Origin of the sequence: Haloferax sulfurifontis (genome assembly GCF_014635105.1) — an archaeon.
Classification (GTDB): domain Archaea; phylum Halobacteriota; class Halobacteria; order Halobacteriales; family Haloferacaceae; genus Haloferax; species Haloferax denitrificans.
Window position 1 is genome coordinate 580,601 of record NZ_BMCI01000002.1, and the last position, 22,664, is coordinate 603,264.

Genomic DNA, 22,664 nt, shown 5'->3' on the forward strand with positions numbered 1-22,664 from the left:
AAGAATCGACCGAGGGCCCCTAGCTCAGTCTGGTCAGAGCGCTCGGCTCATAACCGGGTGGTCATGGGTTCGAACCCCATGGGGCCCATAATACTTTTAGTCGCTCCGTTGCTGATGAAAAAGGCCATCTACGGACCCTCACGCGCCTGACTTCCCCGTTTCCGCGAAATATCAAAACGCCCAAAAATCCCAGTTCCATAAGCTCTGCTCACGGACGTGCCCGCGGTCGGGCGATAACTTTAGCCGGGGGTGTTCGGTAGATGTCGCGGGCTCGTCGAGAGACGGACCTGTGGCGGTACGTCGAGTACCGGTGTCGGAGCTGTCACGAGTGGTGCCTCGTCGATTACTCGGCGCGCGCGGCGAAGATGCGAGGTGCAAGTACTGCGCGCGCATCCCCTCCATCGAGGACGAGACGCGAACTGACGCGACTGCCGCTCTCACAGCGTTTATTTCGCTTCCCGTTCACGTCACGCGTCCAACTGCTCTGCGTTCGCCGTTGACGGCGACGTCGAGCCACACAGCGGGAAGTCGGCGATTGTGCTCGGACGAGATACCTGACGTTCGAGGGTTTCTTCCTCCGGAATTCTGGTGATTAGCCCCGTCTGAGAATTTTTACTATTATCCCGAGTAAATGAATATCAATCGTTAAGTACGATGGGTCCAATATTTTTCATGCATGTCACGCGATAGCCAGTCTGATAATAGTCGACTCAGTCGGCGCCAGTACGTCGCCGGCGCGGGAGCGCTCGCGACGATGGGGCTCGCCGGCTGTTCCGGCGGCGGCGGTTCCGATGACGGCGGCGACGGTGGTACTACTGAAGCGGGTGGCGACAGTACCACCGAAGACGGCGGCGACGGCGGTGACGGCGGTAGTAGCGCCCCGGTCGAGGTGCTCCACGGCTGGACCGGCGGCGACGGCGCCGCGGCGGCCGAAGCGCTCGAAGCGGCGTTCAACGAGGCCTATCCCGACGTCGGTCTCGACATGAACCCCATCGGCGGCGGCGGGAATCAGAACCTCGACGCGGTCATTGCGAACCGGCTCCAGAGCAACGACCCGCCGGGTTCGTTCGCCAACTGGCCGGGCCCGAACCTCCTCCGCTACGAGGGCGTCCTCGGAAGCGTCGACGACGTCTGGGAGGAGAACAACTTCGAAGAAGTGATGATCGACGAGGCGGTCGAACTCCACCAGCAGGGCGGTAGCTACCGGGCCGTCCCGCTGGGTTCCCACCGCCTGAACTGCCTGTTCTACAACGTCTCGGTCGTCGATGAGGCCGGCATCGACGTCGACTCGCTGAACAGCCCCTCGGCGCTCATCGACGCGTTCGAGACGGTGCAAAGCGAGACCGACGCGGTTCCGATGACCCACGCGATGTCCGGCACGTGGACGACGACACAGCTGTGGGGCGCCGTGATGCTCGGCGTGAACGGCTACCAGCCGTACATGGACTTCCTCAACGGTGAGGCCTCCGAGAGCGCGGTTCGCTCGGCCTTCGAGACGACCGCGGAGATGCTCGAAAACTACATCTCCGACGACGCGGCCTCGCTCAACCTCACCTCGTCGAACCAGAACATCATCAACGGCAACGCCGCCTTCATCCACCAGGGTAACTGGGCGGCCGGCGCGTTCCGGAACGCCGAGAACTTCGACTACGGCGAAGACTGGGGCTTCAAGACGTTCCCCGGCACGGAGGGGATGTACACGCTCCACATGGACTCGTTCCTCTACCCGGCCGACAACCCGACGCCGGAGGCGTCGAAGGCCTGGTCGGCGTTCGTCGGCAGTCCCGAGGCGCAGATCGCGTTTAACCAGTACAAGGGCTCGATTCCGACCCGGACCGACGTGAGCATGGAAGAGTTCGGACCGTACCTCCAGGAGACCGCCGAGGACTTCGCCAACGCGGAGTACCGTCCGCCGAACCTCCAGCACGGACTCGGTGTCTCCTCTTCGACGATGACGGCGCTCAACGAAGTCATCTCCTCGGAGTTCACCGGACCGTACAACGTCGACGCCGCGACGCAGGGGTTCCTGGACGCGGTCTCGAACTGAACCGTAAGAAATGTCAAATTTTTATCAACGAGTGCGCCGTGCGATCAACCTCAGTGCTAGCGACGACCAGCGGGTCGGCGACGGTGACGAAAGCGGGCGCGACGCGGTCCGTACCGACGGTGGCGTCGTAAGCGAGGACTCCCCGAATCCGGGGGCCGAATCGGGCGTCTTGGACCGCCTCGCCGCGGGGATAGACGATCGGCTCGGAAGCGACTTCCTCGAATCGTCGATCTTCTGGATTCCGCCGTTCCTGCTGATGGGGCTTTTCGTCTACGGCGCGGTCATCTGGAACTTCCTCATCTCGCTGACCGACTACCAGCGGTTCGCGAACGCGCCGGACTACTCGAACCTCGACTTCGAGATGTACACGCGGGCGCTCGCGGACTCGGGGTTCATCGACGCCGCGGTCAACACGTTCATCCTGCTCGTCGCGTTCACGGCAGGGACGCTCGCGGTCGGCCTCATACTGGCGATTCTTATCGACCGCGGAATCCGGTTCGAGAACTCGTTCCGGACGATCTATCTACTGCCGATGAGCCTCTCGTTCGTCGTGACGGCGCAGTTCTGGCTGTGGATTTACAACTTCAACAACGGGATTGCCAACCGCGTCATCGGCGTTTTCGGACTCGGCCCGATTAGCTGGCTCGGCGATCAGAACATCGTCCTCTGGGCGGTCATCTTCGCGTTGATGTGGCAGTTCTCCGGGTACGCGATGGTCGTGTACCTCGCCGGACTCCGCGCGATTCCGGACGAACACTACGAGGCGGCGAAAGTCGACGGCGCGTCGACGCTGAAGATGTACTGGCGGGTCATCATCCCGCAGTTGAAGGGCGCGACGATAAGCGCCGCCGTCGTGCTGATGGTGTTCGGCATGAAGGCGTTCGACTTCCTCTACTCGCTGGTCGGCGGCTACCGGCCGCCGAACGGAGCCGACATCTTGGCGACGAAGATGGTCCGCGAGGCGTATGCGAACCTCAACTGGGCGTACGGCGCGGCGATTGCAATCGTCCTCTTTGCGATGGCGCTCGGCGTCATCGGCCCGTACCTCGTCTACGAATACCGGAGGAACAACCTATGAAAGACGACACGCTTCGAACGGACGGCGGAACGGCGACGATCACGGACCGGCTACGCCGGAACGTCGAGCAGATGACGATAGAGGACGCCGGTCTGTACGTCGTCCTGCTGTTGGCGGCGGGGTTCTATCTCGTCCCGATCGAGTCCGGGTTGGTCACGTCGATCAAGACCGGGACCGCAATCGTCCAGACCGCGCCGTTCGCCCCGCCCGGACCGTCCGGGTTCACGCTGGCGAAGTGGCAGGCGGCGGTCGAGGCCCTCCTGCGAGGGATGGGCAACAGCATGCTGTACGCCGTGCCCGCGACGATTATCTCGGCGTTCGTCGGGAGCATCACGGCGTACGGGCTGACGATTCCCGACTGGAAGCAGTCGTACAAGGCGCTGGTGCTGGCGCTCATCATCGCGGGCATCTTCATCCCGTACCAGGCCGTGTTGGTGCCGCTGACGCAGTTCTGGTCGCAGTGGGCTCAGCTCACGGACCTGCTTTCGTTCGTCTGGGCGCTCGGTATCCCGGACGACTACGTCGGCATCGTCGAGCTCGTGGTGACGCACGTCGCCTACGGGATTCCGATTTGTACGCTCCTGTTCCGGACGTACTACAAGACGATGAGCGAAGAGATGATAGAGTCCGCGCGCCTCGACGGGGCGACGCTCCGTCGGGTGTACCGGCGCATCGTCTTCCCGCTTTCGGGGCCGATGTTCGCCGTGGTCCTCATCTACCAGTTCACCCAGATATGGAACGACCTCCTGTTCACGCTGGTGCTCGTCTCGACGGAGTCGAGTCCCGCGGCCCCCGTCGTGTTGATTCTCGCCGGGCTCGGCACCTCGATGGAGGGACAGGACTTCGCGCTCCGGATGGCCGGGGCGTTCTTCGCGGCGCTCCCGACGCTCGCGGTGTACATCTTCTTCGGCGACGAGTTCGCCGAGGGGGTGGCCGCGTGACGCGTCGTCACAGGGACGTGGCCGCCGTCGAGGCCGACTCGAACGGCGACCGCGGCCGCCGGAGGCGCTCGCCGCGGCGCGGAACCGACAGCTCACTAACGATACCTACTCAGAGATATGGCAACGCTTGAACTCGATTCGATAACGAAGACGTTCCAGGACGGCGACGACGAAATCGTCGCTGTCGACGACATCTCGATGTCGATCGACGACGGGGAGTTCCTCGTCGTCGTCGGCCCATCGGGCTGTGGGAAGTCGACGACGCTCCGGATGATCGCGGGCCTGGAGACGATTACGTCGGGCACGATTTCGCTCGGTGACCGCGTCATCAACGACGTCCCCTCTCAGGAACGGGACATCGCGATGGTGTTTCAGTCGTACGCGCTGTACCCGCACATGACCGTCCGCCAGAACATGTCGTTCGGCCTGGAGGAGTCGACGGACCTCCCGGACGACGAAATCAGCCGGATGGTCTCGGAGACGGCCGACCTCCTCGACATCCCGAGCCTGCTGGACCGGAAGCCGAGCGACCTCTCGGGCGGCCAGCAACAGCGCGTCGCGCTCGGCCGCGCCATCGTGCGCGACCCCGAGGTGTTCCTGATGGACGAGCCGCTTTCGAACCTCGACGCGAAGCTCCGCGCGCAGATGCGGACGGAGCTCCAGCGGCTCCAAGACGACCTCGGCGTCACGACCGTCTACGTCACCCACGACCAGACGGAGGCGATGACGATGGGCGACCGAATCGCCATCCTCGACGGCGGGGAGCTCCAGCAGATCGCGACGCCGCTCGAGTGTTACCACGAGCCCGCGAACCAGTTCGTCGCGAGCTTCCTCGGCGAGCCGTCGATGAACTTCTTCGACGTGACGCTCGAAGGCGACCGGCTGGTCGGTGACGCCTTCGAGTACCCGGTCGGCGCGGAGATACGCGACGACGTCGGCGACGCGACCGAGCTCGTCCTCGGAATCCGACCCGAGTCCGTCGAACTCGTCGAGACCGCGGGCGGCGACCACGACTTCGAGATGACGGTCGACGTCGTCGAACCGATGGGCGACGAGAACACGCTGTACCTGCAGTTCGACCCCGACGCGGACTCCGAGAGCGCGGCGACGCTGGTCGCGACCACGGACGGCCTCACCCCCGTCAGTTCGGGCGAGGCGGTGGTCGCGCGGATTCCCGAGGAGGCGATTCACCTCTTCGACCGCAACACGGGCGAGGCGCTCCACAACCGGTCGATGGAGGAAGCCGCACAGCAGATCGACCTCAGCTAACCGGACTGCGACTCCTTTTCCCGTCGTTCGACCGCGCGCCGCGTCTCACCAGTGGTGGGTTCGGTCGACGCCTTCGGCGACGAGCGCCGCGGCGGCGACGTGGGCGTACGCGCACCACCCGAGCGCCAGGAGGGCGGCGACGCTCCGCGAAATCGTCGCCGCGAGCGCGCTCCACGAGAGGACGACGAGGACGGCCGCGCCCACCCACGCGAGGAAGTACGTCGCCGAGACCGCCCCGCCAAGGGCGTCTCGTCGAAGCCCGGCGCGGAGTCCCTCGCGGACGCTCACGGCGGCCGCGACCGGCAAGAGATACGCGCAGACGACCGTGACGAGTAGCGCGACGGTCGCGAGCATCGCCGTCGTCACGCCGGTCAGTACGGCCGGAACCGTCCCGGTCGCGGTGACGTAGGCGACGGCGACGACGGTGACCGCGGCCGGCAGGAGGTAGACGGCGGCGACGCCGAGCAGTCGCCCGGCGAGCCTGAGCGTCTCGGCCGTCGCCAGTGAGGGGAAGCCGTCGCCGGCGAGCACGCCGCCGACGAGACCGAAGAAGGCGAAAAGCGGGACGACGCCGAGCGCCGCCGGCGCCAGAAACGTGAGGTCGGGCCAGAGCCGCGCCGCGAGGCGGAGGAGCGTCACGGCGACAAGGAGCGCGACGAGGCACGTCGCGGTGCCGTCCACTCGCGTGCGGTCCGCAAACGGATACCGGAGGGCGTCGGCGAACACCTTACGCTCCCCGCGTGCGGTCGGTGACGCCGCGCATCGGCGAGTCGTCGGCCGCGCTAGGCACTGGTCGGAACACGGCTATTCGCTGGACGGCACCGCGCAAAAGGGTGTTGGTCGAACGACCGAACCGTCGCGGACGCGGTGGAGCACACGGTGGTTCGCGGCCGGCTCAGACCCGAAAAATCGGGTCTCCGTTCGCACTGACCGAACCGCACGAAACGGCGACTGGCCGAGCGAAAAATAGCATAATAGATGTGATATATGGTGCGAACCGGACGCCCTCTTTCGGCCGAGCCGTTCGACCCCGTGTACCCAGTTCACACGCTTCATTCGCCGTTTTCGAAGCGATTGGCCAACTTCGACAAACGGGATTTTAGGCAACACGAAAAATTGTTCGTTCTCGGATAAGTATTAAGTGGCCCCAGCCCCAACTACCAGTCGAGATGAGCACACAGAAGTCAGTCCTCAAGGAAGCAGGCAGTGTCGGCGACAACCCGGTTCGACTCGACACCGAGAAGGCCGAACAGATAATCGAAGCGCTGAACACCGACCTCGCGGACGCGTACGTCCTCTACCACCAGCTCCACAAGCACCACTGGAACGTCGAGGGTGCCGAACACCTCCGCCTCCACGAGTTCCTTCAGGAGGCCTACGAGGAAGTCGAGGAGGCCGCGGACGAAGTCGCAGAGCGCCTCCAGTCCATCGGCGGCGTCCCCCACGCCAGCATGCCCGCGCTGAGCGAGGCCGCGACCGTCGAGCCCGAGGACGAGGACGCCTACGACATCCGCACGTCGCTGGAGAACGACCTCGAAATGTACGGCGACATCATCGAGAGCTACCGCGAGCACATCGAACTCGCCGCGGGTCTCGGCGACCACGCGACGGCCCACATGCTCCGCGAGCAACTCATCGAAATCGAAGAACACGCCCACGTCATCGACCACTACCTCGAAGACGACACGCTCGTTCAGTAAGCGTCGTCGCCGACGCGTCGGAGGACCCGGTCCCCGCTCCGACGACCGACCGTTTTCTCGCGGAACCCCCGTTAGACGCGTAGCGACCGTACTCGCCGCGCTCGCGACCCGAGCACGCTCCTTCGAATGGGCCGGAACGGGACGGGATGGAACGGAACGGAACCGAGTGAGGTCTGGCGTTACCGAGTGACGTCGATAGTCACGTCGCTCGAAATCCAGCCGTCGCTGTTGCCCGACTCCATGAACACCGACTTCCCCGGTCCGCCCTTGCAGACGGATATCTCGGGGGAGTCGGGTCGGTCGGGCTCCGACGCGGATTCAGAGTTCGACTGCGTACCTGCGCCCATTGCGAGACTTTAGGGATACCTAAAACAAAAAGGGTGCGGTTCTGACCCGGCGCATTCGTGACAATTAATGATAGATAACACTTTCTGCGGTCCCGCTCGACTCGTTCACTCCGCGAGCGTGTCGGGCGACGACTGCGACCCCGTCTCGGTGCTCCCGTCCGCCTCGTCGCGGAGCAGTGTCGCCGCGAGGCGTTCGGCGACTGTCCGGCTGACGTTTCCGACGAGTTGCATCGCCTCGTCCTCGTGGTCGTCGAGGCCGAGCACGTCCCGGCAGAACCGCGAGAGGGTCCGGTAGGTGTCGTAGAGGTCCGCGGCCGCGTCGCGGCCCTCCGCCGTGAGCGTCGCGCCCTCGTACGGCTCGTACTCCACGAGCCCCTTGGCGTCGAGGTTCTGGAGGCGCTCTGTCGCCGCGGGCGGCGAGCGGTCGAGCGCGTCGGCGACGTAGCCCGGCGAAATCGGCGTCTCCTCGTCGCCCTCCCGCTCGGCGATGTACAGCGTGAGGAGGTACTGCGGCGCGCCGATCATACGCGGCGGACGAGGTGGTCGCGGACGGCCCGCTGACAGTCCGCACAGACGCCGTCAACGCGGGTCGCGGCCGCCAAGACCGGGTAGTCGGTCGCGCGGTCCTCGTAGAGATACGCCGCGAGCAGTCGGTGGTCGACTTCGACCGCCGCGGTGTGGTGGGTCGCCCCGCCGAGACGACGCTGTCGCTCGCGGACCAGTCGGTCGCACGCCTCGCGGCGGTCGGCGAGCGCCTCGTGACGCCGCCGGAGGGCGTCGAACCCCAGTCCCGAAAGCGGCGTCTCGTCCGCCCGCACCAGCCAGTCTTCGCACTCGTCGAGCACGGCGAGCGCCGCTCGGAGCGACCGCTCCTCGCCGTCGAGCGCCCGACGCATCCCGTCGAGGCCGCGTTTCCGGTCCGCCGCCGCCGACACGACCGCCTCTTTGACCGCCGGCGTGAACCGGCCTCCCGTGTCAGAATCGAGCGCCGCCGAGACCTCCGGTCCGAACTCCTCGCGAATCGTCACCGAGAGCGGTTCGGACTCGTCCCCGTCGGCGACGCTGTGGGCGCGTATCGTCTCGGCGAACAGTTCGCGGACCCGTCGCCGTCCCCCGCCGGCGGCGTCTCGCCGGGTCGCCGCCGGCATCGACGCCGTCCCGCACGCGGTCGCTCGCGCGGGCTGTGCGGCGAGCTTTCGCACGCGCCGCTCGAACCGCTCGACGGCCCGTCGCTTCGCCAGCACCTGCTCGCGCTCGCCCTCGACGCGGCCCAGCGCGTCTCGGACGTCCGCGGCCTCGTCACCAATCACGTCCGCGTCCCCGTCTGTCCGGTGCGCCCAACCGCGCCGGTGCGCCCGACCCGGTGGTCTCGACGCCGAGGCAATCGCGCATGTTCAACACGCACCCGCGGCGGTTCCGCCGCCGCACGCGAGCGCGCCGCGTCGGTTCGGTCCCGACGACCGGTGGGACTCCTTGTCGGCCATACCGTTTAGGCCAACCTAAAACAACATAGTGTCTTCGGTTTTTAGGCTATCCTAAAAGGTGGTCGCACAGTGGAAGGTGGGGGACCCGCCGCGGCGCTCCGGTCGTCTCGCAGTGGCACAGTCGGGGCCGGATGCCGGCGGTCGGGCGGTCACTCCTCGGTCGCGTCCGGGTGGGTTCCCTTCGGGACGCCCCAGCCGAGTTCGGTGAACGACGCCACGCAGACCGCCGCGACGACGACGTGCATCACCATCAGCACGACCACGCCCGGCACCGTCGCGCCGGGGTCGACGTAGAGGAGTCCGATGTCGGGGATGAACGACGCCACGAGCACCGCGGCGGCGACCCTGACGAACGTCCGGTCCGCGTCGGCGACGCGGGCCGCGAAAAGCCCGTAGACGAGCGTCGCCGCGACCGCGCCGACGGCCGAAAAGAGCACGACCGGCGGGTACGAAAGCGGCGCGAACGGCTCGACGAGCCCCGTTTCGAGGACGAGCGCCAACAGGAACGCGTTCGCCACGGTTGCGACCGCGGCGGTCGCCAGCCCGCGACGCGTGAGGTCCGTCCACGTCGGGCGGGCCGCGGGTGTCACGGTTGCCATGATATATAGTAGCACACATCCGGTGAAGAATCTACGCGTCTTCGCCGATTCGTGACGCTCCGTGAGTCCGACGCGTGGGTCGAACACGGTCGAGGCGTCGCTCCGAGTCGGTTCCTCGACTCGGTTTTCCGACTCGGCCCTTCGATTTCCCCCGACTCAGTTCTCGGTCAGGAGGCGACGGAGCACGTAGTGGAGGATGCCGCCGTTTTCGACGTACGTCACCGCGGCGGGGGTGCCGACCTGCGCGGTCACGTCGAACTCGATTTCGGTCCCGTCGTCCCTCGTGGCGACGACGGTCAGTTCGTCGTTGACTTCGAGGCCGTCGTCGAGGCCGCGGATGTCGAACTGCTCGGAGCCGTCGAGGCCGAGCGATTCCCACGAGTCGCCGTCTTCGAACTGGAGCGGGAGGACGCCCATGCCGACGAGGTTGTCGCGGTAGATGCGCTCGTAGCTCTCGGCGATGGTCGCGCGCACGCCGAGGAGGTCCGTCCCCTTCGCCGCCCAGTCGCGGCTGGAGCCGGTCCCGAACTCGACGCCCGAGAGGACGACGAGCGGGGTTCCCTCCTCGCGGTAGCGCTGGCTGGCCTCGAAGACGGTCGTCTCCTCGCCCGTCGGGTGGTGAATCGTGTAGCCGCCCTCCACGTCGTCGAGCATCTGGTTTTCGATGCGGACGTTGGCGAACGTCCCGCGCATCATCACCTCGTGGTTGCCGCGGCGGGAGCCGTAGGTGTTGAAGTCCACGGGGTCGACGCCGTGGTCCACGAGCCACCGGCCGGCCGGGAGCTTCGACCCGAACGGCCCGGCGGGGCTGATGTGGTCGGTCGTCACCGTGTCGCCGAGCGTCAGGAGACAGCGGGCGCCCTCGATGTCGGAGACGCCGGGTTTCTCCAGCGGGAAGTCCGTGAAGAACGGCGGCTCGCGGATGTAGGTCGAGTCGTCGTCCCAGTCGTACACGTCGCCGGTCGGCGCTTCGAGCGCCTCCCAGCGCTCGTCGCCCTCGAACACCTCGGCGTACTTCTCGCGGAACATCGACGGGTCGACGCTGTCGTGGATGGTCTCTCGAATCTCGTCGGCGTCCGGCCAGATGTCCGCGAGGTAGACGGCGTTGCCCTCGTCGTCGGTTCCGAGCGGGTCGGTTTCGAGGTCGATGTCCATCCGCCCGGCGAGGCCGTAGGCGACGACCAGCGGCGGGCTGGCGAGGTAGTTCGCGCGAATCTTCGGGTGGATCCGCGCCTCGAAGTTGCGGTTGCCGCTGAGGACGCTCGTCGTCCACAGGCCGTGTTCGTCGATGGCGTTCTCGATGGGTTCCGGGAGCGGCCCGGCGTTGCCGATACAGGTGGTACAGCCGTAGCCGACCACGTCGTAGCCGAGCGCTTCGAGGTGCGGGAGCAGGTCGGCCTTCTTCAGGTACTCCGTGACGACGCGGCTCCCCGGCGCGAGGCTCGTCTTCACGTACTCCGGCACGTCGAGACCCTTCTCCAGCGCGTTGCGCGCGAGCAGGCCCGCGGCGACCATGACAGAGGGGTTCGAGGTGTTCGTACAGGACGTGATGGCGCTGACGACGACGCTCCCGTGGCCGATTTCGACCGTCTCGCCGCCGAGGTCGACCTCGACGCGCTTCGTCAGCTCGCCGAGGTCGGGTTCGTCGGGGGCCGCCTCGGGCGTCTCGGTCAGCGTCCCGCCGTCACCCGCGAGTTCGCCGTCGGGGTCGCCGCCCCCGCCCTCGCCGAGCCAGCGGGTGATTGCCTCCTCGTCCACGTCGGCGACGACCTCCTCGAACTCGCCGTAGAGGAGGTTCCGGAAGTGCGTCTTCATGTCGCCCATGGCGACGCGGTCCTGCGGGCGCTTCGGTCCGGCGAGGCTCGGTTCGACGGCGGAGAGGTCCACGTCGACCGTCTCCGTGTACTCGGGGTGTTGCTCGCCGAAGAGGCCTTGCGATTCGAGATACTCGCGGACGAGTTCGATGTGTTCGGGTTCGCGGCCCGTGAGTTCGAGGTAGTCCAGCGTCGCCTCGTCGACCGGGAAGACGCTGATGGTCGACCCCTGTTCGGGGGCCATGTTGGAGATGGTCGCCCGGTCGGGGACAGACAGGTTCCCCACGCCGGGGCCGAAGAACTCGACGAAGCGGTCGACGACGCCGACCTCGCGGAGCTGTTCGGTGACGTGCAACACGAGGTCGGTCGCGGTCGCGCCCTCCGGCAGTTCGCCGTCGAGTCTGACGCCGACGACCTCGGGGAGCTTCATCGTGATGGGCTGGCCGAGCATCGCCGCCTCGGCCTCGATGCCGCCGACGCCCCAGCCGACGACGCCGATGCCGCCTATCATGGGCGTGTGGCTGTCGGTGCCGACGAGCGTGTCGGGGAGGAGCCAGCGGTCGCCGCGCCACTCGCGGTCGTGGACGACGCGCCCGAGGTGTTCGAGGTTCACCTGGTGGACGATGCCCGTGCCCGGCGGGACGACGCTGAAGTTGTCGAAGGCGTTCTGCGCCCACTTGAGCGCCTTGTAGCGCTCGGCGTTGCGCTCGTACTCCAACTCGACGTTCTTCTCGTAGGCGTCGGGCGAGCCGAAGAAGTCGACCTGCACGCTGTGGTCGATGACGAGGTCACACGGCACCTCGGGTTCGACGAGCTTCGGGTCCTTGCCGGCGCGGTCGGCCGCCGACCGAAGCGCCGCGAGGTCGACGACCGCGGGCACGCCCGTCAGGTCCTGTAACACCACGCGAGACGGCGTGAACGGGACTTCGACGTTCGGCACGTCCGGCTCCCACGAGGCGGCGTTTCGCACGTCCTCCTCGGTGACGATGTCGCCGTCGACGTTCCGCAGTACGGACTCCAACAGGATGCGGATGCTCACCGGGAGTTTGTCGAGTTCGCAGAGGCCCTGTTCTTCCAGTACGGTCAGGTCCGCCATCTTGTACGTGGTTCCGTCGTGTTCGAACTCACGGACGGCGTCCAGCGTATCTCCATCACTCATAGTCGACCGTTAGGGTCTCCGGGGGCTTGAATACGGGACTCGTTCTCACGGCGTCGGAATCGAGGCGAACCCGGGTCGAGTCGGCGATATCTGGGACTCTGGAGAGGGTGCCGCCGGGGTTCACCGAGACCGCGGGCGGGACTTCCCCAGTTCGCCCGCGACGATGACGCCGCCGTGTTCGAGAAGCGAGTGCGAACAGTCCCAACAGCTGTACCGAAGGTCGTGGCCGCGGGCGACGACCACGTCGGCGCGCTCGCCGCACCGATAACAGGTCCGGTGGTCCGCCGGGTGGATGACGCGCATCGGCCTCGGGCTACTCCTCCGGGACGGCCGCGACCCCGACGAACTCGTTGACCTCGTCTTGGACGTACCGGCGGACGCGCTCGCAGTAGTCCCACAGGAGGTCGTTGAACTGCTCGCGCTCGGGTTCGGTCAGGCTCTCGCCGCCCCGCGACCACGACGCCGGAATCTCGGAGTGACGGGTGCAGACGACCGAAATCGGGTGGTTCTTCGGATGGCCCATGACGACGGCGTACTCGTCTGTGCCCCAGAGCCCGTCGTCGCCGTCGCCCGCGAGTTCCGCGTCCACCTCGTCGAGAAGCTGTCGCTCCTCGGCCGTGACGGCGGCGTCGTCGCCGGCGAACAGCTCGCGGTACGCCCGGTCGCGGGCCGTGTACGTCCATCCATCGAGCCGCTCCCGCGCCCCTCGGAGGAGTCGTCTGTCAGCTTCCATGCGTATCAGAAGGTGCGCCGAGGTGATAGTCGTACGCCCGCCTCGAAGCGCGCGACCCCGGCGTCGTTCGTCGCCGTCGGTGACGGCGCGGACGACGCCGCTCACTCCCGCGCGGCGGTCAACTTCTCCCTGAGTCGGTCGGCGTCGACGCGGAACTTGAACGCGGGCCGGCCGTCGACGTAGACGTACGGCACGCGCTCGCCGTACTTCTCGCGGAGTTCCTCGTCGGCGTCGACGTTCACGAGGTCGATATCGACCGGGACGTCCGCCTCCGCGGCGACCTCGCGGACGGTCGCTTCGGCCTCGTCGCAGAGGTGGCACTCCGTGCGCGTGTAGATGACGATGGGGACGGCGTCGCTCATCGCTCGATGTCGCCGCCGCGGCCTGTTGAGTCTTCTCGTCGGCGTCGTCTCCGGCGGCGTTTGTCCCGACCCGTCAGTCCTCGACGATGCCCGTGAACTCGTCGACCGGCATCACCGAGTAGTCGACGCTCAGGGTGTCGCGGGTCGCGCGAATCTTCCCGACGAACGTCGAGATGTCCGAGAGCTGTCCTTCGAGGACGAACAGCTCCATGCAGTAGTGGTTGCCGACGTGGTTGTGAAAGTTCGACTTCACGAGGCCCTCGTACTCGTGTCGCAGGCCCATCATCCGCTCTTCGACGGCGGTCGTCTCGTAGTCGAAGATGACGGTGACGACGGCCATCAGCTCGCGGTCTTCGAGCTTCTTGTCCTCGAACTCGCCGAGGAGGTTCCGGGCGGCCTCCCTGACGACCTCGCTTCGCCCCGTGTAGCCGTGCTCGCCGGCGAACGAGTCGATGCGTTCCAGAAGCTCCTCCGGCATGGAGACGCTGACGACGGTCATATATTAACTCCGGTAGGAATTCCTATTAAAGATTCGTATCGTCCCCCGAATCGGCTCCGCTCGCACCGCGACGGGGGAACGATGTTGCAAGTATCTGTTGGCCGGTTCTCGGCCGCCGTCGGTCGCCAATGCGCCCCGAAACCTCGGCTGACGGCGGTTCCGTCCGGGTGTTCCGTCGCCGTCGGCGTTTTCGATTCCGATACCGGAGGCGAACTGTTGATATAGGAGAAGCGACCAGTCACAAACCGATCGAATCCTCGTATGGCGACAACATCCGAACCCGGGCTCTCCGAGACGCGAATTCACGAGGTACTGAGTAACGACCGCCGGCGGATGGCCATCGAGTTCCTCCAGGACGGCGACCTGACCCTCCGCGAACTCTCGGAGCGCATCGCGGAAGCCGAGACCGGGGAGTCGCCGCCGCCGCGAAACATCCGACAGAGCGCCTACGTTTCGCTACAACAGACCCATATCCCGAAGCTCGTCGAACTGGACATCGTGCACTACGACGAGGAGTCGAAGGTCGTCTCGTTGGCCGAGGCGGGCGACGTGACGGTCTACATGGAGGTCGTCCCCGAGGGCGAACTCTCGTGGAGCGAGTACTACGCCGCCCTCGCCGCGCTCGGCATCGTCCTCATGATTGCCGTCGTCGTCGGCGTCCCCGTCATCTCGGCCGTCGGCGCGCCCGGTCTCGGCTCGCTCGTCTTCGCCGTTCTCGGCGGCTCCGCGGTCTACCAGCGCTGGTCCCAAGAGGACTGACGCGCTCCGTCGCCCCGCTTTCCTGTCGCGTCTCCAGTCCCCGGCGCTTCGCAACCGACCCGGTCCGCCACGACCGACCCGGCGCTCTCCCGACCAGCGACCGCTCGACGCACGGAGACGCCCCGGCGGCGACGCCCGGCGGCGTGACAGTTAGGTTGTCTCCGCCACGACTGGGCGTATGCACGACTCGGCCGACCCGGACGGGCCGCCGACGGTCTGCGGCGAGTGCGGCGCGAAACACTCGTTTCGGCGGCGGTACGTCACCGGCGGCGGCTGGCGAACCGTCTACCGGTGTTCCGAGTGCGGGTCCCGCGCGCCGAGCGACGCCGACGACGGTCCCGCGTGAGCCGCGGCGGTCGCCATCAGCCCGCGCGACTCGCGGGGCGCGTCAGCAGTAGGTGTCGCGCATCGTCCGCGCGAACAGCCCCTCGCGGTCGAGCGCGATGGCGACGAGGACGAACTCCTCGTCGAGGGGGCGCAGGACGAACACCTCGCGGGGCACGTCCGGCGCGTCGGTCTCGTCGTCGAGACGGTCCAAAAGCGGGTCCAGCGGGACGACGCCGTCGCCGAACTCGTCGAACAGGTCGCGCGCGCCGGGCTGTTTCGCGAAGACGTAGAGCACGGCGTTCGGGTCGCCGTCGGTGCCGTAGGTGACGCGCGAGCCGATGGCCTCGCCGTCGCCGGTCGCCCGCCACGTCTCGCGGGCGGCCTCGAACAGCCCCGTCGCGGCCCCGACGAACCGGAAGCGGGTCCGGTCGCGGACCGTCACGGCCGCAAAGCGCGGGTCGCCGTCCTCCCAGCGCAGGGTGGCCTCGATTTCGTTTCCGGATTCGAGCGCCGAGACGCGCTCGGCGAGGTCGCCGCCGTAGCCGGTTTGCGGCACGTACGTCGGCGAGTAGGCGTCGTCGGCGTCGGTCTCGACGGCCGGGTCGGTCCAGTCGATGCGCTCGTCGGGGAGTTCGAGCAAGAGGAGTTCGTCTCCGTCGCGCGGACTGCGATAGACCCGGAACCGGCCGGTCGTCGTGACCTCCATGTCCGCGGCTACTGGGCGGACGGAAATACGCCTGCCGGTCGGCCGTCCGGTCGTCGGGACGCCCGTCGGCTCACCGCGAGATGCCGTTGCCCTCGTCGGCGACGACGCGCTCGACGTCTTCGGGGTTGACGACGGCGATGTCCCCTTCGACGGTCCGCTTGAACGACGCCGTCGCCGAGGCCCACTCCAGCGACTCGGCCACGCTTCCGCCGTCGAGGTGCTTCGCGAGGTAGCCGCCGACGAACGCGTCGCCGGTGCCGATGGCGTCGTAGGTCTCGGCCTCGTAGACGCCCTGTTCGAACACCGCGCCGTCGGACACCGCGAGCGACCCCGCCTCGCCGCGAGTGACGACGACGGTCTCGATACCGTAGTCCTCGGCGAGTCCGCGGGCGACGGACTCGGCGTCGCCGTCGCGCCCGAGGACGGTCGCCGCGTCGCGCTCGGCGGCGAAAAGCAGGTCGATGGAACCGAGCAGGTCGCGGTAGGCCTCGGCCGCCTCGTCGGGCGACCAGAGCTTCGCCCGGTAGTTCAGGTCGAAGGCGGTCATCGTCCCGGCGTCCTGCGCCGCGTCGAGCACGTCGGCCGTGGTCTCGCGGAGCGTCTCGGAGAGCGCGGGCGTGATGCCGGTCGTGTAGCACACCTCGGCGTCGCGGACGGCGTCGAGGTCGAACTCGCCAGCCTCCAGCGTCGTCACGGCCGCGTCGGCGCGGTCGTAGACGACGTTCGTCGGCCGCGGGGCCGCCCCGTGTTCGAGGTAGTAGACGCCCTGTCGGGAGTCGTCGGCCCAGACGACGCCGTCGGTGTCGACGCCGTGGCTCCGGAGTTCGCCGACGATTCGCCGGCCGAGCGGCGAGTCGGGGAGCTTCGAGAACCACGCGGCGTCCCGTCCGAGTCGGGCGACGGCGACGGCGACGTTCGACTCCGCGCCGCCCGCCTGCACTTCGAGTTCGCGGGCGGTTTCGAGTCGCTCGCCACGCGGCGGCGACAGCCGAAGCATCGTCTCGCCGAAGGTCACGAGTGCTGTCATGGACGGCCGTTCGCGGGCGCGATATAAACCTCCGGCGTTGCCGACGAGGTTCGCGCCCGCGGCCGATTCGGTCGCCCCGCGCCCGCTCACGTGGCGGTCAGCCGCCGGACGAGGTAGATGAACGCGATGGGGATGCTCAGGAACGGGACCGCCACGAGGTAGTACACGGGCGAGGGAACCCAGTCGCTCTCGCGGGCGAGGTCGAGTCGGTCGGCGTAGAGCGCCAGCGGGCCGACGATTACGGCGGCCGCCGTCCCGTAGAGCCGAATCGCCTGCCCGACCGCGTCGGCCCACGGCGGCACGCTCGGCCCCGTCGCCGCGGTGAAGAGATACGAGACGACGAGCACCAGCGGCCCGAAGCAGACGCCCAGAACGACCAGCGGGTTCATCGCCTCCATTGTCTCGGTGCCCCGACTTGAATCCTCGCCGCGGCTATCGGTTCCGAGACTCGGGGCAGGGCGGCGAGACCAGCGCGACGAGACGGCCGCGCCCGCCCGACCTGCCCCAACTCGACCCGACCCGACCCGACCCGACCCGACCCGCTCGGGCTACTCCTCGCGCCGCCGCCCGCCGTGGCCGGGGTAGTCGCGCTCGAAGCGCGAGGCGATTTCGTCGCGGTCGAACTCGACGATGACCGGACGCCCGTGCGGGCAGGCGTAGGGGTTCTCGCAGTCGTCGAGCGCCGCGAGCAGGTCGAGCACGGAGCCCTCCCGAAGCGACGTGTTGCCAGTGATGGAGGGGTAACACGCGAGGTCAGACAGCAGTTCGTCGGCGACGGCGTCGACGGTCTTCCGGCCGCCGTCGACCTCCTCGCGGACGAACGCCGTCAGCGCGTCGCGGAGCAGGCCGGGGTCGAGCGCGGCGTCGAACACCGCCGGGACGGTCCGCACCGAGACGGTCCGCTCGCCGGTTCGCCCGGCGTGGAAGCCCACCTGCGCCAGCGCCTCGCGGTACTCCTCGAACAGCGCCGCCTCGCGCGCGGTGAGTTCGAGTTCGACCGATTCGGCCAGCGCCTGCGTCGGCGTGTCGCCTTCGACCTCGCCTTTCAGGCGCTCGTAGTTCACGCGCTCGTCGGCGGCGTGCTGGTCGACGAGCACCAGCCCCTCGTCGGTCTCGGCGACGATGTAGGTGTCCGCGAGTTGGCCGATGATTCGCATCGACGGGAGCGAGTCGAACGCCGGCGAGAGGTCCGCCTCCTCGCCCGAGAGGTCGCGCTGGGTCGTCGGCGCGGCGATTCGGGAGCGGCGGCTTCGGGGTTCTTTCTCGTCAGTACCCGGTTCGACCGACGAATTTGCGTCCTGCGCCGCCTCCGGTTCAGTCTCGTCGTCGGTCGAAAGCGACGACTGCTCGGTCGTCTCCGGCCCCGGCGCGAGGTCGTACTCGCGGGGCGGCGTCGGCGGCGTGGACGATGGCGGGTCGGTCGCTCCGGACGAGTCAGCAGGCGTCTCGGCGGTCGGACCGTGCGAGCCGTGGTCGCCAGCGGGACTGTCGGCGTCGACGCCCGCCTCCCGTTCAGTTGCAGTCGTGGTGTCCGGGTCGGCGTCGCGGGTCGCGGTCGCGTCCGAGTTCGCCCGAGGGCCCGACTCGTGGACCGCTCGGTCCTCCCGAGCCTCCCGCGCGGACTGCACGTCCCGCGCTGACGGGGGGTCGGCGTCGCCCGCGTCTCCCGATTCGCCGTCCGAATCCGACTCTCGGACCTCGTGTGGGTCCAACGAGGCCGCGTCGTCGCCCGACGAACCGGGTTCGATGGCCGCTTCGTCGGCTTTCGACCGCCCCCGCGGGGCCGACGACCGGACGAGACCGTGACTCAGGAGGGCGTCTTCGACCGCCTCGGTCACGTCGCGCTTGACGCCGGACTCGTCGTCCCAGCGGACCTCCATCTTCCGCGGGTGGACGTTCACGTCCACGGCGTCGGGCGCGACCTCGACGAACAGCACCGCGAAGGGGTAGCGGTCGGCGTCGAGTTGGCCGCCGTAGGCGTCGAGGACGGCCTCGCGGAGCACGCGGTCCGTGACGTAGCGGTCGTTGACGAACGTCGAGAGGTAGTCGCGGGTGCTCCGTGTCGTCTCGGGGTGGCTCACGAGCCCCGAGACGGCGACGCCGGGGGCGTCGTGGTCCACGGGCACCATCGACTCGGCGACTTCGCGGCCGTACACCGAGAGCACGGTCGATTGCAGGTCGCCGCGGCCCTCGGTGGCGAACACCTCGCGGTCGTCGTGTTCGAGCGAGACGGCCACGTCGGGGTTGGCGAGCGCGTAGTGGGTGACGACCGCGTTGACGTGGTCGAACTCGGTCGCCGTCGTCTTGAGGAACTTCCGGCGGGCGGGCGTGTTGTAAAACAGGTCGTCGACCTCGACGACGGTCCCCTCTGGACAGCCGGCGGGTCGAACCGACTCGACCTCGCCGCCCTCGTATTTCAGCTCCGTGCCCACGTCGCCGCCGCGGGGCTTCGACCGGATGGTCAACCGCGACACCGCGCCGATGGTGTGGAGCGCCTCGCCGCGGAAGCCGAGGGTGCCGACGCCGGCTTCGAGGTCCTCGATGTCGCCGATTTTGCTCGTCGTGTGCTCGCGGACGGCCAGTTCGAGGTCTTCTTCGCTCATGCCGACGCCGTCGTCGCGGATGCGGACGCCCTCCACGCCGCCGGCGTCGACGGCCACGGAGATGCGCGTCGCGTCCGCGTCGAGGCTGTTTTCGAACAGCTCCTTGACGACCGAGGCGGGCCGCTCGACCACCTCGCCGGCGGCGATGCGCTGGATGGTCTTCTCGTCGAGCTGTTTGATGTCGCTCATTCGCCGTCACCGCCGTCGAGTTTCGACTGCCACGCCTGCACCTTCGCCATCAGGTCCAGCGGCGACGTGTCGTTCACGTCGGTCGATTGCAGTTCGTCGAGGACGGCTTCGGTCTCCGGGTCCAGCGCGGCCTCGGACTCGGCCTCGGTCCCGGCGTCGCCCGCCTCGGACTTCGACTCGACGGCCGCGGCCGCGTCCACCGAGCCGTTGCCCGCCGCGTCGTTGCCAGTCGCGCCGTTCGCGGGCGCGCCGGAGCCGGCCGAATCGCCGCCAGTCCCATCGACTTCGGCGACGTTCATCTGCCCGCTTCCCACGTCGAAGACGGCCTGTACGGGTTCCGACGACCCGGAGCCTTTCGCCTCGATGGCCTTCTCCTCGCGGAGTCGGTCGAGCACGTCGCCGGCGCGGTCGACCACCGGGTGCGGGACGCCCGCGAGGTCGGCGACGTGAATCCCGTAGCTCCGGTCGGTCGGGCCGTCGACGACGGTCCTGAGGAACGTCACGTCGCCGTCGCGCTCGTCGGCCGCGACGTGGACGTTGGCGACGCGGTCGAGGTGGTCCGCGAGGCTCGTCAGTTCGTGGTAGTGCGTGGCGAACAGCGTCTTCGCGCGCACCTCGTTGTGGAGGTACTCGGTGGCCGCCCACGCGATGGAGATGCCGTCGTAGGTAGCGGTCCCGCGGCCCACCTCGTCTAAGATGACGAGCGAGTCCTCGGTCGCCGAGTGGAGGATGTTGCTCAGCTCCTGCATCTCGACCATGAACGTCGAGCGGCCCTGCGCGAGTTCGTCCAGCGCGCCGACGCGGGTGTAGATGCCATCGACGACGCCGACGGTGGCGCTTCGGGCGGGGACGAAGCTCCCCACCTGCGCGAGGAGCGTGATGAGCGCCGCCTGCCGCATGTACGTCGATTTGCCGGACATGTTCGGCCCGGTGACGATGAGGAAGCCGCGGTCGTCGTCCATGCGGAGGTCGTTCGGGACGAAGTCGGTCGTCGTCTCCACGACCGGGTGGCGACCGGCCTCGATGTCGAGCGCCCCGGCCTCGGTGAGTTCGGGACGCGTCCACCCGTTGCCGGCGGCGTGGGTGGCGAGCGACGCCAGCGCGTCGATTTCGGCGATGGTCCGGCCCACGTCCTGTAAGAGTTCGGCGCGCCGGGCGACGCGCTCGCGGAGGTCTTCGAACAGTTCGTACTCGAGGTCGCCGCGGGCCTCTTCGAGCCGGAGAATCTCGCGTTCCTTCTCCTCTAACTCCTCGGTGACGAAGCGCTTGGAGTTCTTGAGCGTCTTTATCTGCCGGTAGTGGTCGGGCACCTGGTCCGCGACCGACTTGCCGACCTGAATGTAGTAGCCGTCGGTCTTGTTGCGGTCGACGGTGACGTGCGAGAGGCCGTGGGCCCGCTTCTCGCGGTCGGCGAGCGTGTCGAGCCACGACTTCGCCGACTCGTGGCGCTCGATGAGGTCGTCGAGGTCGTCGTCGTAGCCTTTCTGGAACAGCCCGCCTTGCGTGACCGTCTTCGGCGGGTCCTCGGCGAGCGAGTCGTCGAGGTCGGCTCGGAGGTCGGCCGCGGCGTCCCGGTCGGGCCGCGAGACGACTTCCGCGAGCGGGGAGTCGGCGAGTTCGGTCCCCTCGATGGCGTCGGCGAGGGCGGGGAGCACAGAGAGGGTGTCGCGGACCGAAAGCAGGTCGGACGCGCGGGCGCTCCCGGACGCCGACCGGGAGGCGAGTCGTTCGAGGTCGTACGCCCCGTCAAGTACCTCGCGGACGCGCTCGCGGGCGAGGGCGGCCAATGCGAGCGACTCCACGGCGTCGAGTCGGCGGGCGAGTTCGTCGCGGTCGCGTCGCGGGCGGGTCAGCCACTCGCGGAGGAGGCGGCCGCCGGGCGAGGTGACGGTGTGGTCTATCGTGTCGAAAAGCGACCCCGAGCGGTCGCCGTGCATCGTCTCGATGAGTTCGAGGTTGCGCTGGGTGGTCGCGTCGAGTTCGAGCAGGTCCGAGGGGTGGTAGACCTGCAGGCGCGTCATCGACCGGAGGACGCCCGCGCCCGTCTCCTCGACGTAGGCGAGGACGCCGCCGGCGGCGCGAGTCGCGAGGTCGGAGTCGAGGCCGACGCTATCGACCGTGGACGCGCCGAACTGCTCGCGGACGGCGTGGCGGGCGCGACCCGGCGCGAACGCCTCGGTGGAGAAAAGCGAGAAGGAGGCGTCGGTGGCCTCGCGCAGGCGCGAGAGCGTCTCGTCGTCGCTCCGCAGGTCCGGACCGGGGAGGACCTCGACGGGGGCAAAGCGGTAGAGTTCGGCCGCGGCGTCGTCGACGGTCGCGGCCTCGGTGACGAGGAACTGGCCGGTGGTGATGTCGGCGAACGCGAGGCCGACGCCGTCGCCGGCGGTCACGACGGCCGCGAGGAACTGCGCGTCGGCGCGGGAGGTTTCGAGGAGCGTCCCCGGCGTGACGACGCGCTTGATTTCCCGGCGGAGGTCGCCGGACTCGGTCTCGTACTGGTCGGCGACGGCGACCCGGTAGCCGCGCTCGACGAGCGCCTTGAGGTAGGGCGTCAGGTCGTTCAGCGGCACGCCCGCCATCGGGTACGACGACCCGTGCGAGGACTTCTGGGAGACCGTGAGGTCGAGCTCGCGGCCGACCGTCTCGGCGTCGTCGGCGAAGAACTCGTAGAAGTCGCCGCACTGCATGGCGAGCAGGTCGGCGTCGGTCTCCTCTTTCAACGAGAGGAACTGTCCGACGATTCCCTGAGTAGTCATGTCCGCACGTGGGCGGGCCGGCGGATAAAACGCTACGATGCCCCGTCCGTCGGGAGTGCGCGCGTCCCGAAATCCGACCGCCCGACGCGCCGACCCGACGTCGTGTCGTATGGTAGCACATCTACGTTTCGTGTTCGATGTTGGACAATCGTCCCAAAAATACAGCGTATGATAATCCGCGGCCCAAAATTATATACGGGAGTTGTCTCGGGCAATCTGTGACAGTCAGGCACCATAGACGAACGTTTCTCCGCGCGGCCGCCGG

The 22,664-nt window shown here is 68.0% G+C and carries 22 protein-coding genes and 1 tRNA gene; 8 read left to right on the forward strand and 15 right to left on the reverse strand.

Features of this window, described 5'->3' with window-relative positions; all coding sequences use genetic code 11:
* Positions 1-13: 13 nt before the first annotated feature.
* The 5 genes from IEV64_RS07625 to IEV64_RS07645 all read left to right on the forward strand — a co-directional run bounded on the left by IEV64_RS07625 (position 14) and on the right by IEV64_RS07645 (position 5,335).
* A tRNA-Ile gene (locus IEV64_RS07625) sits at positions 14-88 on the forward strand.
* A gap of 801 nt (positions 89-889) precedes the next feature.
* On the forward strand, positions 890-2,047 hold the full coding sequence (locus tag IEV64_RS07630; protein WP_049920540.1) for an ABC transporter substrate-binding protein: 1,158 nt from the start codon (positions 890-892) through the stop codon (positions 2,045-2,047).
* 10 nt (positions 2,048-2,057) lie between these two features.
* Positions 2,058-3,125, forward strand: a complete 1,068-nt coding sequence (locus tag IEV64_RS07635) for a carbohydrate ABC transporter permease (RefSeq protein ID WP_394295366.1) — start codon at positions 2,058-2,060, stop codon at positions 3,123-3,125.
* Complete coding sequence (locus IEV64_RS07640) at positions 3,122-4,066, forward strand: carbohydrate ABC transporter permease (RefSeq protein ID WP_004970443.1); 945 nt, start codon at positions 3,122-3,124, stop codon at positions 4,064-4,066. Before IEV64_RS07635 ends, IEV64_RS07640 begins: the two co-directional genes overlap by 4 nt.
* Before the next feature lie 117 nt (positions 4,067-4,183).
* Positions 4,184-5,335 carry an ABC transporter ATP-binding protein gene (locus IEV64_RS07645; protein ID WP_007274865.1) on the forward strand — a complete coding sequence of 384 codons (1,152 nt, stop codon included), beginning with the start codon at positions 4,184-4,186 and terminating at the stop codon, positions 5,333-5,335.
* A gap of 45 nt (positions 5,336-5,380) precedes the next feature.
* Here IEV64_RS07645 and IEV64_RS07650 read toward each other — a convergent pair whose 3' ends face one another.
* Entirely contained in the window at positions 5,381-6,061 is a 681-nt protein-coding gene (locus tag IEV64_RS07650; protein ID WP_007274864.1) for a hypothetical protein, read from the reverse strand.
* 443 nt (positions 6,062-6,504) lie between these two features.
* Here IEV64_RS07650 and dpsA point away from each other — a divergent pair, with 443 nt between their 5' ends.
* Entirely contained in the window at positions 6,505-7,035 is a 531-nt protein-coding gene (gene dpsA / locus IEV64_RS07655; RefSeq protein WP_188423548.1) for a DNA starvation/stationary phase protection protein DpsA, read from the forward strand.
* Between the two features lie 179 nt (positions 7,036-7,214).
* Here the strand turns inward: dpsA and IEV64_RS07660 are convergent, their stop codons facing one another.
* The 9 genes from IEV64_RS07660 to IEV64_RS07700 form a co-directional block, all read right to left on the reverse strand.
* Positions 7,215-7,382: a hypothetical protein gene (locus IEV64_RS07660; RefSeq protein WP_188423549.1), complete on the reverse strand. Its 168-nt coding sequence runs from the start codon at positions 7,380-7,382 to the stop codon at positions 7,215-7,217.
* 105 nt (positions 7,383-7,487) lie between these two features.
* Positions 7,488-7,907, reverse strand: a complete 420-nt coding sequence (locus tag IEV64_RS07665) for a metal-dependent transcriptional regulator (RefSeq protein WP_188423550.1) — start codon at positions 7,905-7,907, stop codon at positions 7,488-7,490.
* On the reverse strand, positions 7,904-8,692 hold the full coding sequence (locus tag IEV64_RS07670; protein ID WP_188423551.1) for a DUF7260 family protein: 789 nt from the start codon (positions 8,690-8,692) through the stop codon (positions 7,904-7,906). Before IEV64_RS07670 ends, IEV64_RS07665 begins: the two co-directional genes overlap by 4 nt.
* Before the next feature lie 323 nt (positions 8,693-9,015).
* Entirely contained in the window at positions 9,016-9,465 is a 450-nt protein-coding gene (locus IEV64_RS07675) for a DUF6069 family protein (RefSeq protein WP_049920524.1), read from the reverse strand.
* Positions 9,466-9,621: 156 nt separating this feature from the next.
* Positions 9,622-12,438 (reverse strand): aconitate hydratase, encoded by a 2,817-nt coding sequence (locus IEV64_RS07680; RefSeq protein WP_007274859.1) that lies wholly within the window; start codon positions 12,436-12,438, stop codon positions 9,622-9,624.
* Positions 12,439-12,558: 120 nt separating this feature from the next.
* On the reverse strand, positions 12,559-12,741 hold the full coding sequence (locus IEV64_RS07685; RefSeq protein ID WP_004970428.1) for a hypothetical protein: 183 nt from the start codon (positions 12,739-12,741) through the stop codon (positions 12,559-12,561).
* A gap of 10 nt (positions 12,742-12,751) precedes the next feature.
* Positions 12,752-13,171: a DUF7539 family protein gene (locus tag IEV64_RS07690; protein ID WP_049920539.1), complete on the reverse strand. Its 420-nt coding sequence runs from the start codon at positions 13,169-13,171 to the stop codon at positions 12,752-12,754.
* Positions 13,172-13,272: 101 nt separating this feature from the next.
* On the reverse strand, positions 13,273-13,533 hold the full coding sequence (locus IEV64_RS07695; RefSeq protein ID WP_007274857.1) for a glutaredoxin family protein: 261 nt from the start codon (positions 13,531-13,533) through the stop codon (positions 13,273-13,275).
* 73 nt (positions 13,534-13,606) lie between these two features.
* Positions 13,607-14,032, reverse strand: coding sequence for a CopG family ribbon-helix-helix protein (locus IEV64_RS07700; protein ID WP_004970423.1), 426 nt, complete (start codon positions 14,030-14,032; stop codon positions 13,607-13,609).
* Positions 14,033-14,293: 261 nt separating this feature from the next.
* Between IEV64_RS07700 and IEV64_RS07705 the strand changes: the two genes are divergently transcribed.
* Together IEV64_RS07705 and IEV64_RS07710 are read left to right on the forward strand one after the other, a co-directional pair.
* Entirely contained in the window at positions 14,294-14,791 is a 498-nt protein-coding gene (locus IEV64_RS07705) for a DUF7344 domain-containing protein (protein WP_004970421.1), read from the forward strand.
* Positions 14,792-14,969: 178 nt separating this feature from the next.
* Positions 14,970-15,137, forward strand: a complete 168-nt coding sequence (locus tag IEV64_RS07710; RefSeq protein WP_007274856.1) for a hypothetical protein — start codon at positions 14,970-14,972, stop codon at positions 15,135-15,137.
* Positions 15,138-15,179: 42 nt separating this feature from the next.
* Here IEV64_RS07710 and IEV64_RS07715 read toward each other — a convergent pair whose 3' ends face one another.
* The 5 genes from IEV64_RS07715 to mutS form a co-directional block, all read right to left on the reverse strand.
* Positions 15,180-15,824, reverse strand: coding sequence for a DUF6663 family protein (locus IEV64_RS07715; protein ID WP_188423552.1), 645 nt, complete (start codon positions 15,822-15,824; stop codon positions 15,180-15,182).
* Positions 15,825-15,894: 70 nt separating this feature from the next.
* Entirely contained in the window at positions 15,895-16,851 is a 957-nt protein-coding gene (gene kdgK1, locus IEV64_RS07720) for a bifunctional 2-dehydro-3-deoxygluconokinase/2-dehydro-3-deoxygalactonokinase (protein ID WP_188423553.1), read from the reverse strand.
* 86 nt (positions 16,852-16,937) lie between these two features.
* Positions 16,938-17,240, reverse strand: coding sequence for a hypothetical protein (locus tag IEV64_RS07725; RefSeq protein ID WP_049920537.1), 303 nt, complete (start codon positions 17,238-17,240; stop codon positions 16,938-16,940).
* A 159-nt stretch (positions 17,241-17,399) separates the two neighbouring features.
* Positions 17,400-19,643, reverse strand: coding sequence for a DNA mismatch repair endonuclease MutL (mutL, locus tag IEV64_RS07730; RefSeq protein ID WP_188423554.1), 2,244 nt, complete (start codon positions 19,641-19,643; stop codon positions 17,400-17,402).
* The gene (gene mutS / locus IEV64_RS07735) at positions 19,640-22,399 is read right to left on the reverse strand and encodes a DNA mismatch repair protein MutS (protein WP_188423555.1); all 2,760 of its coding nucleotides are present in this window, start codon (positions 22,397-22,399) and stop codon (positions 19,640-19,642) included. The genes mutL and mutS overlap by 4 nt, the downstream gene beginning before the upstream one ends.
* Positions 22,400-22,664 lie beyond the last annotated feature (265 nt).